14 protein-coding genes are annotated in these 14,408 nt (G+C 67.4%); 7 read left to right on the top strand and 7 right to left on the bottom strand.

The features are described from left to right. Nucleotides 1-41: 41 nt before the first annotated feature. Together AC5P9L_RS13140 and AC5P9L_RS13135 are read right to left on the bottom strand one after the other, a co-directional pair. Nucleotides 42-1,226: a BaiN/RdsA family NAD(P)/FAD-dependent oxidoreductase gene (locus AC5P9L_RS13140; RefSeq protein WP_262101647.1), complete on the bottom strand. Its 1,185-nt coding sequence runs from the start codon at nt 1,224-1,226 to the stop codon at nt 42-44. Next, nucleotides 1,223-1,771: a YaeQ family protein gene (locus AC5P9L_RS13135; protein ID WP_111204438.1), complete on the bottom strand. Its 549-nt coding sequence runs from the start codon at nt 1,769-1,771 to the stop codon at nt 1,223-1,225. Before AC5P9L_RS13135 ends, AC5P9L_RS13140 begins: the two co-directional genes overlap by 4 nt. A 125-nt stretch (nt 1,772-1,896) precedes the next feature. Here AC5P9L_RS13135 and AC5P9L_RS13130 point away from each other — a divergent pair, with 125 nt between their 5' ends. Further along, complete coding sequence (locus AC5P9L_RS13130; RefSeq protein ID WP_262101648.1) at nt 1,897-2,775, top strand: pseudouridine synthase; 879 nt, start codon at nt 1,897-1,899, stop codon at nt 2,773-2,775. Between the two features lie 6 nt (nt 2,776-2,781). On the opposite strand, the gene AC5P9L_RS13125 is transcribed toward AC5P9L_RS13130, so the two are convergent. Further along, nucleotides 2,782-3,270 carry a YaiI/YqxD family protein gene (locus AC5P9L_RS13125; RefSeq protein ID WP_005409265.1) on the bottom strand — a complete coding sequence of 163 codons (489 nt, stop codon included), beginning with the start codon at nt 3,268-3,270 and terminating at the stop codon, nt 2,782-2,784. Between the two features lie 301 nt (nt 3,271-3,571). Between AC5P9L_RS13125 and AC5P9L_RS13120 the strand changes: the two genes are divergently transcribed. From AC5P9L_RS13120 to AC5P9L_RS13105, 4 genes are all read left to right on the top strand, one after another. After that, nucleotides 3,572-3,781, top strand: coding sequence for a cold-shock protein (locus tag AC5P9L_RS13120; RefSeq protein ID WP_004153307.1), 210 nt, complete (start codon nt 3,572-3,574; stop codon nt 3,779-3,781). 183 nt (nt 3,782-3,964) lie between these two features. Continuing rightward, nucleotides 3,965-4,654 (top strand): glutathione S-transferase family protein, encoded by a 690-nt coding sequence (locus tag AC5P9L_RS13115; RefSeq protein ID WP_005409266.1) that lies wholly within the window; start codon nt 3,965-3,967, stop codon nt 4,652-4,654. Between the two features lie 32 nt (nt 4,655-4,686). Continuing rightward, the gene (locus AC5P9L_RS13110; RefSeq protein WP_100438415.1) at nt 4,687-6,252 is read left to right on the top strand and encodes a protein adenylyltransferase SelO; all 1,566 of its coding nucleotides are present in this window, start codon (nt 4,687-4,689) and stop codon (nt 6,250-6,252) included. 713 nt (nt 6,253-6,965) lie between these two features. Then, the gene (locus AC5P9L_RS13105; RefSeq protein ID WP_032964924.1) at nt 6,966-7,502 is read left to right on the top strand and encodes an adenine phosphoribosyltransferase; all 537 of its coding nucleotides are present in this window, start codon (nt 6,966-6,968) and stop codon (nt 7,500-7,502) included. Nucleotides 7,503-7,676: 174 nt separating this feature from the next. Here AC5P9L_RS13105 and dbpA read toward each other — a convergent pair whose 3' ends face one another. Together dbpA and AC5P9L_RS13095 are read right to left on the bottom strand one after the other, a co-directional pair. Next, nucleotides 7,677-9,053: an ATP-dependent RNA helicase DbpA gene (dbpA, locus tag AC5P9L_RS13100; RefSeq protein WP_005409269.1), complete on the bottom strand. Its 1,377-nt coding sequence runs from the start codon at nt 9,051-9,053 to the stop codon at nt 7,677-7,679. 152 nt (nt 9,054-9,205) lie between these two features. Then, nucleotides 9,206-10,285 carry a YeiH family protein gene (locus AC5P9L_RS13095; protein ID WP_262101649.1) on the bottom strand — a complete coding sequence of 360 codons (1,080 nt, stop codon included), beginning with the start codon at nt 10,283-10,285 and terminating at the stop codon, nt 9,206-9,208. Between the two features lie 102 nt (nt 10,286-10,387). Between AC5P9L_RS13095 and AC5P9L_RS13090 the strand changes: the two genes are divergently transcribed. Beyond that, on the top strand, nt 10,388-11,263 hold the full coding sequence (locus AC5P9L_RS13090) for a LysR family transcriptional regulator (protein WP_049452625.1): 876 nt from the start codon (nt 10,388-10,390) through the stop codon (nt 11,261-11,263). A 150-nt stretch (nt 11,264-11,413) separates the two neighbouring features. Continuing rightward, a complete protein-coding gene (locus AC5P9L_RS13085; protein ID WP_005409272.1) occupies nt 11,414-13,297 on the top strand; it encodes an ATP-binding cassette domain-containing protein in 1,884 nt (627 codons plus the stop codon). Nucleotides 13,298-13,436: 139 nt separating this feature from the next. Here the strand turns inward: AC5P9L_RS13085 and AC5P9L_RS13080 are convergent, their stop codons facing one another. Together AC5P9L_RS13080 and AC5P9L_RS13075 are read right to left on the bottom strand one after the other, a co-directional pair. Further along, nucleotides 13,437-13,898 (bottom strand): c-type cytochrome, encoded by a 462-nt coding sequence (locus AC5P9L_RS13080; protein WP_012479939.1) that lies wholly within the window; start codon nt 13,896-13,898, stop codon nt 13,437-13,439. Nucleotides 13,899-13,907: 9 nt separating this feature from the next. Next, nucleotides 13,908-14,297, bottom strand: coding sequence for a c-type cytochrome (locus AC5P9L_RS13075; protein ID WP_005413034.1), 390 nt, complete (start codon nt 14,295-14,297; stop codon nt 13,908-13,910). Nucleotides 14,298-14,408 lie beyond the last annotated feature (111 nt).

The raw sequence follows: 14,408 nt of genomic DNA, 5'->3' as shown, positions 1-14,408 counted from the left end.
CCATGCGCGCGCCCCTTGCACGCATCGAACGGCGATCTGGTTCACACCACGCCACCGGCCGCGTGGCCGCTGGCCCAGGCCCACTGGAAGTTGTAGCCGCCCAGCCAGCCGGTCACATCCAGCACCTCGCCGACGAAATGCAGGCCGGGTACGCGCTTGGATTCCATCGTCGAGGACGACACCTCAGCGGTATCCACGCCGCCCAGGGTGACTTCGGCGGTGCGATAGCCCTCGGTGCCACTGGCCACCAGCGGGAACGCGCCAATCAGCTGCGCGGCCTGGCGCAGCACCGGCTCGTCCAGCTGGCGCACGGGCCGGTCGGGCAGCCAGTGCTCGCACAGGCGCTGCGCCAGCCGCTTCGGCAGTACCTCGGCCAGCACCGTGCGCAGCTCGGCGGCCGGGCGCTCGCGCTTCATCTGGCGCAGCCACTCGCCGGCATCCTGGCCGGGCAGCAGGTCCAGCTCCAGCGCATCGCCGGGTTGCCAGAACGAGGAGATCTGCAGGATCGCCGGGCCGCTCACGCCGCGATGGGTCAGCAGCATGAAGTTCTGGAAGCGCTTGCCGTTGCAACGTGCCTCGATCGGCAGGGCGACACCACTCAGGTCGGCCAGCCGCTCCTGGTGCTTGCCGCTGAGTGTCAGCGGCACCAGCCCGGCGCGGGTCGGCAGCACCTGATGGCCGAACTGGCGCGCAATCTCGTAGCCGAAGCCGGTGGCGCCCATGCTCGGAATCGACAGGCCGCCGGTGGCAACCACCAGCGAGGCGCAGTGGAACAGGCCCTGCGTGGTGTGCACGCGGAAACCGTCGCTGCCGTGTTCGATGCGCTGCACGCTGCACTCGGTGCGGATCTGCGCGCCGGCCGCCTGGCATTCATCCACCAGCATCTTCACGATCTGCTTGGACGAGACGTCGCAGAACAGCTGGCCCAGCTCCTTTTCGTGATAGGCGATGCCGTGCTTGCTGACCAGCTCGATGAAGTGCCAGGGCGTGTAGCGCGCCAGCGCCGACTTGCAGAAGTGCGGGTTGGCCGACAGGAAGTTGCCCGGGGTGGTGCCGGTGTTGGTGAAGTTGCAGCGTCCACCGCCGGACATCAGGATCTTCTTGCCGACCTTGTTGGCATGGTCGATCACCTGCACCTGGCGGCCGCGCTGGCCAGCCGTGATCGCGGTCATCAGCCCGGCCGCGCCGGCGCCGATGACCACCACGTCGCAGCGGATCGTGCTCATGCCTTGGCGCGCTTGCGCCAGTTCGGGATCACGTCGAGCTGCATCTGATCGTTGAGCAGCTGCACTTCACCGTCCTGGATCAGCACGCTCCAGCGCATCGCGCGCTGGACCTGCTGGCCCCAGCGTTCGACGAACTCACCGTCCAGATCAATCACCGACAGGTTGTCGAAGCGCGCCAGGCCCTTGCCCTGCTTGCCCCACCAGATGTCCGAGGCGTTGCCGCCGTAATTGATCACCTGCACCTGGCGGCTGCGGTTGCTGGCCTTGCGGATGCGCGATTCGTCGGGATGACCCAGGTCGATCCACTGCAGGATGTCGCCGGTGTAGTCGTGTTCCCACAGGTCCGGCTCATCGTCGGTGCTCAGGCCACGTCCGAATTCCAGGCGGTCGCCGGCGTTCAGCGCGAAGGCGAGCAGGCGCACCATCAGTCGTTCGTCGGTCTCGGACGGGTGCTGGGCCAGGGTCAGGTTGTGGGTCGCGTAGTAGCCGCGATCCATGTCGCTGATCTGCAGTTCGGCCTTGCGGATGGTGGCGGTAAGAGCCATGGGGGATCCGTGGACTAAAGACGTCAATGATAGAGGTTTGCTCCAAGGGTGTCCGTTGCCGGGCTGTCTGCGCAGTGTCAACGGTGGCACTCTTGGCGCTCTTTCCCGTGGCCGGAATGGACGCCATGACCCTGCCCAGCCACCTGCAGCTGCCCCCCGGCCACTGGCCCAGCCTGCTCGAAGGCCTGTGCGCACGTTTCCCGCGCATCGACCGTGCGCAGTGGCAGGACCGCTTCGCGCGTGGCCGCGTGCAGGACGTGCAGGGCAGGGCGCTGGCACCGGACATGCCCTGGCAGGTAGGGCTGGAGATCCAGTACTTCCGCGAGGTGGCCGACGAACCGGTGATTCCCTTCGCCGAGACCATCCTGCATCTGGATGCGCACCTGCTGGTGGCCGACAAGCCGCACTTCCTGCCGGTAACGCCGGCCGGTGGATATGTGCGCCAAACCCTGCTGTCGCGCCTGGTCGCACGCACCGGCAACACCGAACTGGCGCCGTTGCACCGCCTGGACCGGCTGACCGCCGGCCTGGTGCTGTTCTCGACCCAGGCGGCCACGCGTGATGCCTATCAGCGGCTGTTCCGCGAGCGGCGCATCGAGAAGACCTATGAGGCGCTGGCACCGGCGCTGCCCGGGCTGGCGTTTCCGTTGCAGCGGGACAGCCGTCTGGTGCCGGGGGAGCCGTTCTTCCGCATGGCCGAAGTGCCGGGCGAGCCCAATGCGCGCAGCCTGATCGAGCCGATCGAGGCCGAAGGGCTGGTCTGGCGCTACCGGCTGAAGCCGGAAACCGGTCGCAAGCACCAGCTGCGCGTGCACATGGCCGCGCTGGGCGCACCGATCGAGGGCGACGACCTGTATCCACAGCTGAGGCCGCGCCGGGATGACACGTTCGAGTCGCCCCTGCAGCTGCTGGCGCAGGGGCTGGCCTTCGATGACCCATTGAGCGGGGAGCCACGGCGGTTCAGCAGCCAGCGCCGCCTGTGCCTGCCCGGCCAGAGCGGGTAGGGCCGTTCAGCGAACCGGGCGCCGCGCCAGCCAGCGGTCCAGCTCGGCGGCGAACAGCTGCCGGTCGCGCTGGCCCAGTGGCGGCGGGCCGCCGGTCTGGACCCCGGCGCCGCGCAGTTCTTCCATGAAATTGCGCATCGACAGCCGCTCGGCCATGTTGTTCGGCGTGTACAGCTGGCCGCGCGGGTTCAGCGCCACGGCCTTCTTCTCCAGCACCAGCGCGGCCAGCGGGATGTCCTGGGTGACGACCAGGTCTCCGGCAGCGACCCGTTCGACGATGGCGCTGTCGGCCACGTCCAGGCCCTGGGGCACCTGGATCGAACGCAGCCAGCGTGAGGGCGGGGTCCGGATCCACTGGTTGGCGACCAGGGTCAGCTCGATGCCAACGCGTTCAGCGGCACGGAACAGGATGTCGCGAATGACGGTGGGGCAGGCGTCCGCGTCCACCCAGATGCGGGGGAGGGCGGGTTCAGCTTGGGTTTCAGCTTCAGTCATTTACCCAGTGTAGGGTAGGAAAATCCTGAATGGGGACTCGGGGTTAGCCTCGATCGGCTGCCAGCCCTTGTCACGTCTAGCGGGCGGGGCCAGCCGATGAACGTCCGGGCTATCGCTTTTTGCAGAAAACACGCGTATCGTTCGTCCCACTGTGTTTGCTAGGGTCACCGTGAATCGTGGCCTGGTGCAGTTGATCTCACGATCCGCTCATCGATCCGCTTTACCAACGCCTGCAACTCAGTCTCGGCCCCGATACCCGGTGGCTGCGATTTTTTCAACATGTGTTTCAGGAGTTAGTCAAATGTCTGATCGTCAGACCGGCACCGTCAAGTGGTTCAACGACGCCAAGGGCTTCGGCTTCATCACCCCGGAAAGCGGCCCGGACCTGTTTGTGCACTTCCGTGCCATCCAGGGCACCGGCTTCAAGACCCTGCAGGAAGGCCAGAAGGTTACCTTCATCGCCGTCCAGGGCCAGAAGGGTATGCAGGCTGACCAGGTGCAGGCGGTCTAATCCGTCTGCTACCGTTTGGTAGCCAGAACGCCGGAAGCGAAAGCTTCCGGCGTTTTTTATTGCCTGCAGCTTTGTAGAGTCGAGCGTGCTCGACTGTCTCTGGAAAGCAGTCGAGCACGCTCGACTCTACAAGGGGCATGCAGCTGGCGCGGTACGATGTGGGCCTCCCCAAGGATCATCCCCATGCGCATCGTCCACCACCTGGAAAACTCCCGTTCCCTGCGTGTGCTGTGGATGCTGGAGGAGCTGGGGCTGGACTACGAACTGCGCCGTTATCCTCGCGATCCGAAGACGCTGCTGGCACCGCCCGAACTGCGTAACGTGCATCCGCTGGGCAAGTCGCCGGTGCTGCAGGATGGCGAGCTGGTACTGGCCGAGTCCGGTGCCATCCTCGACTACCTCGCGGATCGCTATGACACCCAACGCCAGCTGTCGCCGTCACCGATGCCGGCCGATGGCGCCGAGCGCATCGCCTACCGCTACTGGCTGCACTACGCCGAAGGCTCGGCGATGCCGCCGCTGCTGCTGACCCTGGTGATGGGCCGCATCCGCAACGCGCCGATGCCGTTCTTCGCCCGCCCGATTGCGCGCAGCATCGCCGACAAGGCCGAGCGTGGCTTCATCGGCCCGCAGCGACGACTGCACCTGGACTGGATGGAGCGCCGCCTGTCTGAAAGCCCATGGTTCGCCGGCGAACGCTTCAGTGCGGCCGACATCCAGATGAGCTTCCCGATCCAGGCGGCCGCCGCGCGCGGCGGTGGCCTCGACGACAAGCCGGCGCTGCGTGGCTTCCTCAAGCGTATCGGCGAGCGCCCGGCCTACCAGCGTGCCGAGGCCCACGGCGGTCATCTGCAGGCGCTCAGCGGCAATTGAGGCGGGCGGCGGTCGTCCCCATCTTCAGCACCATGGATACCGACAGCCCCCGTTTCGACAACCGCCTGCTGCACACCCTGCCGGGCGACCCCGAATCCGGCCCGCGCCGCCGCGAAGTGCTGGGCGCGGCCTGGTCGCCGGTGATGCCGACTCCAGTGGCGGCGCCCACGCTGCTGGCTTGGGCGCCGGACGTCGCCGCGATGCTTGGCTTCGATACGGCTGAAGTCGAAAGCGAAGGCTTCGCGCAGGTGTTCGGCGGCAATGCGCTGTACGCCGGCATGCAGCCGTGGGCGGCCAATTACGGTGGCCATCAGTTCGGCCACTGGGCGGGCCAGCTCGGCGACGGCCGCGCGATCTCGCTGGGCGAACTGGTCGCACCGGATGGCCGTCATTGGGAACTGCAGCTGAAGGGTGCCGGTCCCACGCCGTATTCGCGGGGTGCTGATGGCCGCGCAGTGCTGCGCTCATCCATCCGTGAATTCCTGTGCAGCGAAGCGATGCATCACCTGGGCGTACCGACCACGCGCGCGCTGTCGCTGGTCGGCACCGGCGAAGACGTGGTACGCGACATGTTCTACGACGGCCACCCGCGTGCCGAGCCCGGCGCCATCGTGTGCCGGGTATCGCCCTCGTTCCTGCGCTTTGGTTCATTCGAACTGCCAGCGTCACGCGGCGAAACTGCCTTGTTGCGGCAGCTGGTCGACGCGTGCATCGCCCGCGACTTTCCGGAGCTTGAAGGGCAGGGTGAGGCGCTGTACGGCGACTGGTTCGCGCAGATCGCGGTGCGCACTGCCGAGATGATCGCGCACTGGATGCGCGTCGGTTTCGTGCATGGCGTGATGAACACCGACAACCTGTCCGTGCTCGGCCTCACGCTCGACTACGGTCCTTATGGCTGGGTCGAGGACTTCGACCCGGACTGGACGCCGAACACCACCGACGCACAGGGCCGCCGTTATCGTTTCGGTACCCAGCCGCAGGTGGCGTACTGGAACCTGAGCCGGTTGGCGCAGGCGCTGTCGCCGTTGTTTGCCGATGTGGCGCCGCTGCAGGCCGGTCTGGCGGCCTACCAGTCCACCTTCGTGGCCTGCACCCGACGCGATGCCGCAGCCAAGCTGGGCTTGGCCGCCGCCGACGATGACGACCTGGGGCTCTACCAGCGCTGGCAGCAGCTGATGCAGGACGGCGGCATGGACATGACCCTGGCCTGGCGTGCGCTGATGCGGGTTGATCCAGCGGCGCCAGACGTGGGCGTGCTGGATGCGGTGTACTACGACGAGTCGCGCCAGCAGGCGGTGCAGGCGCCGTTGCAGCAGTGGCTGCAGGACTACGCGGCGCGGTTGCAGGCCGATCCACTTTCGGCCAGTGAGCGCGCGGCGAAGATGGCCAAAGCCAATCCGCTGTATGTGCTGCGCAACTGGCTGGCCCAGGAGGCGATCGACCGCGCAGAGCAGGGTGACCTCGGTGGCGTTCACGCACTGCAGGACGTGCTGCGCGATCCATACACCGAGCGTGCGGGGCTGGAACACTTCGCCGGCAAGCGCCCGGCGTGGGCAGACAACCGCGCCGGCTGCTCGATGCTGTCCTGCAGTTCCTGAGGGTGGGTTTCGGCAGGGCTGCGCCCTGCACCTGCAGAGGCCACCGCGCAAGCAACGGCCAAAGCCAAAGCGGCTCTGGATTGCTGATGGTCTGGCGGGACGGTGCGGGGCTGCAGGACACGCCGTAAACCCGTCCATGGGGGCTCGATGGCGCCATCCATGGCGCCAACGGTCCTGCAGCCCCACACCGCCCCACCTCCGACAGATTCCCGCGGCTGTGGGTAGGTGTCGACCTTGGTCGACACGGCAGATCCACGCGATGCGTGGATGCTCTTCGTTCAATTCTCGAAATGTTCGATTTCGATAGAGATTCATCCACGCATGGCGTGGATCTACGACAGATCGCAGGAAACTATCGAAGGCGGGGGGGCCGGTTGCGGGAGTGTCCGCGGCATGGGCCCGAGGCATGCCTCGGGCGGGTTGGGCAGGACGCCCAACCCCGGTCTTGCCGTGTGCGCAGGACAGCGCACACGAGCAAGCCGCGGCCAAGCCCCCACGGACGGGTTTACGGCGTCTCCCGCAACCGGACCCACCCCGTCATCCCACAGGAAACCCGCTGTTGCCCTTGCTGTTGCCCTTGCTGTTGCCGTTGAGGTTGCCGGCCAGCGGCCGGCACTACCGCAGGTGCCGGGCGCAGCCCGGCCGAACACCCCCAACAGGCAGGCGGCGCCCGGAACAGGTACCCTATGCCGCCATCAGATAGCCAATGTGACATGACCGACGCCCTCGTCGCTCCGCAGTGGGCCTCCCGACTGCGCGACATCGCCGACTTCCCCAAGCCCGGCATCCTCTTCAAGGACATCATGCCGCTGCTCGCCCATAGCGAGGACTTCCGCGGTGCCATCACCGCGATGGCCGACCGTTGGCGCGACCAGAAGCTGGACGCGGTGATCGGTATCGAATCGCGTGGCTTCATCCTCGGCGCCGCGATGGCGCTGGAGCTGGGCGTGGGCTTTGTGCCGGTGCGCAAGCCGGGCAAGCTGCCGGGCCAGGTGCTGCGCGAGGAATACACGCTGGAATACCGCAGTGACTGCATCGAAGTGCACGCCGATGCGCTGCCGGCCGGGGCCCGCGTGGCGATCATCGACGACGTGCTGGCCACCGGCGGCACGCTGGTCGCTGCGCTGTCGCTGGTGCGCCGCCTGGGCGTGAACGTGGTCGGTGCCGGTGTACTGGTCGAACTGGACGGCCTGGGTGGTCGCGCCCGCTGGGAATCGGATCTGCCGCTGCACACCGAACTGGTGTTCTGATCGAAGGGCAGGTGCCAACCAAGGTTGGCATCTACCAGGGCGAATGGCCGGGAACCGGTAGTTGCCAACCTTGGTTGGCAGCACTTTTCGCGATTGACGCCACGGATGGGCCAACCGAGGTTGGCCAGTATCAGGTCAGATCGTTGCCAACCGTGGTTGGCCACGCTGCTTCAGTCACATCATCCGCACGCGGAAACGACGGCCCTTGATCTTGCCGGCTTCCAGCTTGGCCACGGCCTTGTTGGCCTGCTCACGGGCGATCGCCACGTAGGAGCGGGTTGGGAAGATCGCGATCTTGCCGATGAACTTGCTCGACAGGCCGGCATCACCGGTCAGCGCGCCGAGGATGTCGCCTGGGCGCAGCTTGTCGGTCTTGCCGCCGTCGATGCGCAGCGTACGCATCGCCGCCTGCGGGAGTTCGGCCGGGCGCGAAGTCGCCAGCGGCGTCTTCTGCCAGTCCAGCGGCTGCCCCATCTGCGCTTCGATGGCTTCGGCGCGGGTCTTCTCGCGGCCGGCCACCAGGCTGATCGCCAGGCCACTGGCACCGGCACGGCCGGTACGGCCGACGCGGTGCTGGTAGCTTTCCACGTCGGTCGGAAGCTCGTAATTGATCACTGCCGCCAGATCTTCCACGTCCAGGCCACGTGCGGCCACGTCGCTGGCCACCAGCACGTTGCAGCTGCGGTTGGCCAGCAGCAACAGCACTTCCTCGCGGTCGCGCTGTTCCATGTCGCCATGCAGGGCAAGCGCGGAGAAGCCGAACTGCTGCAGAGAGTTGGCTACTTCGTCCACGTCTTTGCGGGTGTTGCAGAACACCACCGCCGATTCCGGCGTGTACTTCAGCAGCAGGCCGGCCAGCGCCTTCTGGCGATGCGCCGGTTCCACCTCGCAGAACAGGTGGCGGATGGCCGGTGCCTGGTCGGCGCCTTCCACGGTCACTTCCACCGCATCGCGCAGCAGGTCACGCGCCATGGCGCGGATGCTGTCGGGGAAGGTGGCCGAGAACAGCAGGCTCTGGCGGTCCTTGTGGGTGCGGCCGGCGATCTCGCGGATCGGCTCCTCGAAGCCCATGTCGAGCATGCGGTCGGCCTCGTCCAGCACCAGCGTGCGCACCGCGCCAAGATTCAGCGCGCGCTTGCGTGCCAGCTCCTGCACGCGGCCGGGCGTGCCGACCACAACGTGTGGGTCATGGCCTTCCAGCGAGGCCAGCTGCGGGCCCAGCGGCACGCCGCCGACCAGCAGCAACAGCTTCAGGTTGGGGATGCCGGTGGCCAGCTTGCGGATCTGCTTGCCGACCTGGTCGGCCAGTTCGCGGGTCGGGCACAGCACCAGCGCCTGCACGCGGATCAGGCTGGGGTCGATGGACTGCAGCAGGCCCAGGCCGAAGGCGGCGGTCTTGCCGCTGCCGGTGGGTGCCTGTGCGATTACATCGCGGCCATCCAGGATGGCCGGCAGGCTCTGCGCCTGCACGGGGGTGAGGGTGGTATAGCCGAGGGCATCCAGGCCGGGCTGCAGGGCCGGGCTCAGCGGCAGGGTCGAGAAGTCAGTCATGGCGCATTGTACCTGCCTGCACGGCCGGTCCCGCCTAATGGGGTGGGGACGGATCCCTTTCCGCAGGAAAGGGCTCTGACCCCGTCGGAGTCGTCATCCACGCACGGCGTGGATCTACTGGTATGTGCCGCCCCTGGTCGGCACGCTCCTGATCAGCCCAGCACCGCCAGCACACCCTGGTGGATTGCCAGGCCGCCGAACAGCAGCCAGGCGAACAGAATCAGTGCCAGCAGCAGCGGCTTCAGGCCTGCCTGGCGCAGCGCCGAGACGTGGGTGGTCAGGCCCAGCGCGGCCATCGCCATCGCCAACAGCACCGTGTCCAGCTGCACCAGCCCGGCCTGCAGGCCGGCCGGCAGCAGATGCAGCGAGTTGAAACCGGCCACGGCCACGAAACCGAACGCGAACCACGGCACCACGATGCGCGCCTTGCTGCCATCGGCGCTGGCCTTGCCGCCACGGGCCAGCCACAGTGACAGCGCGATCAGGAACGGCGCCAGCAGCATCACCCGCACCATCTTGGTGATCACCGCCGTGTCAGCTGCCGCTTCGTTGACCGCACGGCCGGCCGCCACCACCTGTGCCACTTCATGCACCGTCGCACCGGTGAACAGGCCGTACTGCCGCGCGTCCATCGCCAGCCAGCCGTGCGACTGCACCAGCGCATACAGCGCCGGGTACAGGAACATCGCCAGCGTGCCGAACACCACCACCGTCGAGACCGCGACGGTGACATGCGCAGCGCGGCCACGCACCACCGGCTCGGCGGCCATCACCGCTGCCGCACCGCAGATCGCGCTGCCAGCGCCGATCAGCATGGCTGCCTCGCGCTCCATCTTGAACACGCGCACGCCCAGCCAGCAGGCGAGGCCGAAGGTACTGGCAACCACCAGCACGTCCATCAGCACGCCAGTGACGCCGACATGGCCGATGTCCTGGAAGGTCAGGCGCAACCCGTACAGCACGATGCCGGCGCGCAGCAGCCAGTGCTTGGAAAAGCCGACACCGGCCGCGCTGCCCGGTGCCAGCCGCGGGTAGAAGGTGTTGCCGACCACGATGCCGGCGACGATCGCCACGGTCAGCGCGCTCAAGCCGTGCGTCTGGAGCCACGGAAGCTCGGCCAGATACAGCGACGCCGCCGCGATCAGGCCCACCAGCAGAAGGCCGGGCAGACGCGGCTGCCAGCGCTGGCGCAGGGCGGGCAGAGACCAGGGGGAGAGAGCGGGGGCGTTCATGGCAGGGGCAGGGCTGGAGTGATGGGGCAAGCGTGCGCCCGGAAAGATGACCTGTAAAACGAATAATATGGGTGAAACCTACCCATCAAGAAGGTAAGTGCCATGCGCCTGACCTTGCGCCAGCTGCAGGTTTTCGTCGCCATCGCAGACCATGGCAGCACCACCGCCGCCGGCCAGGCCATTGCGCTCTCGCAGTCGGCCAGCAGCGCCGCCCTGCAGGAGCTGGAGGCGCACTTCGGCACCCCGCTGTTCGACCGCATCGGCCGCCGTCTGGCGCTGAACGGGCATGGCCGCGCACTGCTGGAGCCGGCGCGCACCTTGCTGGTCAACGCCGCCGACCTGGAGCGTCAGCTGGCCGCCGGCGGCGACCCGTCGCAGGGGGCACCGCTGCGGCTGGTGCTGGCCGCCAGTACCACCATCGGCAACTACCTGCTGCCGCCACGCATCGCCGAACTGCTGCGGCAGGCGCCGCAGGCCGAGGTCGACCTGCGCATCGACAACAGTGCCGGCGTGGTCGCTGCTGTGCAGCGCCTGGACGTGGACGCCGGTTTGATCGAAGGCCCGTGCCACGAACGCGGCCTGCAGGTGACTGCCTGGCAGCAGGACCCGCTGGTGATCGTGGCTGCCGCCGATGCCCCCGCCCGCTGGACGCTGGATGAACTTCGCGGCGCACGCTGGCTGCTGCGCGAGCCCGGCTCCGGCACCCGCGAAGCTGTCGAACAGGCGCTGCTGCCGCACCTGCGTGGCTTCGCCCAGACCCTGCAGCTGGGCAATACCGAAGCAATCAAGCAGGCCGCCATCGCCGGCCTCGGCCTGGCCTGTCTTTCGCGTCACGCGCTGGAAGAGCCGCTGGCGCTGGGCCGGCTGCGCGTGCTCGAAACCCCGCTGCCGGCCCTGCAGCGCACGCTGTGGCTGGTACGGCATCCCGGCAAGCAGTGGCTGCCGGGGTTGCAGGCGCTGCTGGGGGACGTGGAATAAGCCATCAGATCCCCAGTCGATTCCAACCATCCCGCCATCCCACAGGAAACCAGCTTTTCACGTTGCCGTTGAAGTTGCCGGCCAGCGGCCGGCACTACCGCGGGTGCCGGGTGCAACCCGGCCGACGCCCCCAACCCGTACAATATCCGGATGCCTCTGATTACTCTGCAGAACGTCGACTTCAGCGTCGGCGGCCCGTTGTTGCTGGAAAAGGCCGAACTGTCGATCGAGCCGGGCGAACGCATCGCCCTGATCGGCCGCAACGGCGCCGGCAAATCCACCCTGCTCAAGCTGCTGTCCGGCGACCACAAGCCCGATGACGGCGAAGTCCGCGTGCAGCAGGGCGTGCGCGTCACCCGCCTGGAGCAGGAAGTGCCGCACGGCGCGGCCGGCTCGGTGTTCGACGTCGTCGCCGACGGCCTTGGCGAGCTGGGCCAGTGGCTGGCCGAATTCCACCACCTCAGCCATGCCGAAGTCTTCGATGGCGAAGCCCTCGGCAACGTGCAGGCCAAGATCGATGCCGCCAACGGCTGGGGCCTGGACCAGCGCGTCAGCGAAACCCTGACCAAGCTCGACCTGGATGGCGAGGCCGAGTTCGGCCGCCTGTCCGGCGGCATGAAGCGCCGCGTGCTGCTCGCCCGCGCGCTGGTGTCCAGCCCCGATGTGCTGCTGCTGGACGAACCGACCAACCACCTGGACATCGAGGCCATCGACTGGCTCGAAGCGTTCCTGAAGGGCTGGAGCGGCAGCGTGGTGTTCGTCACCCATGACCGTCGCTTCCTGCGTGCCCTGGCCACCCGCATCGTCGAGATCGACCGCGGCCAGGTCACCAGCTGGCCAGGCGACTGGGCCAACTACGAGCGCCGCCGCGAGGAACGCCTCAATGCGCAGGCGCAGGAAAACGCCCGCTTCGACAAGCTGCTGGCGCAGGAAGAAGTCTGGATCCGGCAGGGCATCAAGGCCCGTCGCACCCGCGACGAAGGCCGCGTGCGCCGCCTGAAGGCGATGCGCGTGGAGCGTTCGCAGCGTCGCGACCTCAGCGGCAACGTCAAGATGGAAGCCGCACAGGGCGTCAGTTCCGGCAAGAAGGTCATCGACGTCAAGGACATTTCGTTCGCCTTCGGCGAGCGCACCATGGTCCGCGATTTCACCACCACCATCATGCGCGGCGACCGCATCGGTCTGATCGGTCCCAACGGCAGCGGCAAGACCACGCTGCTCAAGCTGCTGCTGGGCGAACTGCAGCCGGCCAAGGGCGAAGTCAACGCCGGCACCAACCTGCAGATCGCGTATTTCGACCAGTACCGCGCGGTGCTGCGCGAAGACTGGAGCGCGATCGAGAACGTCGCCGAAGGCCGCGATTTCCTCGAGTTCAACGGCAAGCGCAAGCACGTGCATGCCTACCTGCAGGACTTCATGTTCACCCCGGAGCGCGCGCGTGCGCCGATTACCCGCCTGTCCGGTGGCGAGCGCAACCGCCTGCTGCTGGCCAAGCTGTTCGCGCAGCCGTCCAACCTGCTGGTGATGGACGAACCGACCAACGACCTGGACGTGGAAACGCTGGAGCTGCTGGAAGAGCTGCTGGGCGAATACACCGGCACCCTGCTGCTGGTCAGCCATGACCGTGACTTCATCGACAACGTGGTGACCTCCACGCTGGTGATGGAAGGCGATGGCGTGATCGGCGAGTACGTGGGCGGTTACAGCGACTGGCAGCGTTATGCGGCCAGCATCGCAGCGCCTGCCGCGGCCCCTGCGGCCAAGCCGGCGGCCGCTGCGCCGGCCACCCCGGCTACCGCAGCTCCGGCCGCACCCAAGCGCAAGCTGGCCTACAAGGAAGCGCGCGAACTGGAGCAGCTGCCAAAGACCATCGAGAAGCTGGAAGGCGATGTCGAAGGCCTGACCTCGGCGATGAACGACCCGTCGTTCTACACCCGCAGCAGCGCCGAAGTGACCGCGCACACCCAGCAGCTGGCGAAGGTGCAGGCCGAGCTGGATGCCGCTTACGCGCGCTGGGAAGAGCTGGAAGGCTGAGTATCGGTCGGCGCCAGCAGTGCGCCGGTTGATCGAGTCGAGAATCAGTAGATCCACGCCATGCGTGGATGGTGGCATCAGTGCGGACCAACGGTCCGCACCTACCAATCAACGATCCGCACCCACCGGGGGCCTGCGGTCATTTGACCCCGTGCAGATCCCGCAGCTGGCTCGGCCGGCTGCCGAAATACGCCGCCAGATCGGCGATGTCCTGATCACTCAGGTCCTTCGCCTGTGGCGTCATCAACATGTGCTGGCGGTCACCGGCGCGGTAGGCCTGCAGCGCATGCGCCAGGTAGTCACCGTACTGCCCACCCAGCTTCGGATAGGTCGGATCGATCGGCGCATTGCCATCGGCCCCGTGGCAGTCGATGCAGCTCTGGTTGGTGGCCTTGCCCTTCACCTTGGCGCGGGCTTCACCGGCGGCCTCGCGACCTGCAGGCAGGCCAGCCGAAGAAGAAGAGCCGTGTTCGCCACTGGCATGGCCCGGATCGGCGGCGGATGTCTCGCTGTTTTCCACCTGCGACTGTGAACAGGCCGCCAGCAGCAGGGCAACGGACAGGGCGATGGCGTGACGCAGCGGATGCGCGGCTTTCGACATGGGCGGGCCTTACTTGACGGTGGACAGGTAAACAGAGAGATCGGCGATCTCCTGTTCGCTGAAACTCATCGACTGCGCCTGCATCGTCGGATGCCGGCGCTTGCCCTGGCGGTACTCGGTCAGGGCCTGGGCCAGGTACTGCTGGGTCTGGCCGCCGATCTTCGGCACCCGGTAGCTGGGGTAGGCGTTCTTGTAGCCGGTGATGCCGTGGCACCCCTGGCAGGTGTAGGCCAGCACGCGGCCATTGTCGAAGTTGCCGGTGGGCGCGGCAGGCGCCGGCGCGGCGGCAGGAGCCGGGGCCGGAGCGGGTGTGGCAGGAGCAGGAGCGGGCTGTGCGGCGGCCCCAAGGGGCAGGAGGACGGCCAGAGCGAGACAAGCGGCGAGCGGCTGCGGGCGCATGGTGTCGTTTCCGGGGATTCGGGTCTGGTCGTTCCGGCGTGGGGTACGGAACGCCCCGAGTATAGCCTCAGGTTTCATCTAGCTGAAATGGGGTCGGGCCGACCAGCGGCG

It is taken from the genome of Stenotrophomonas sp. YJH_SMC_64 (genome assembly GCF_059371375.1).
The sequence above is the reverse complement of the archived record's forward strand: the minus strand, read 5'-3'. Positions and strand labels throughout refer to the sequence as shown.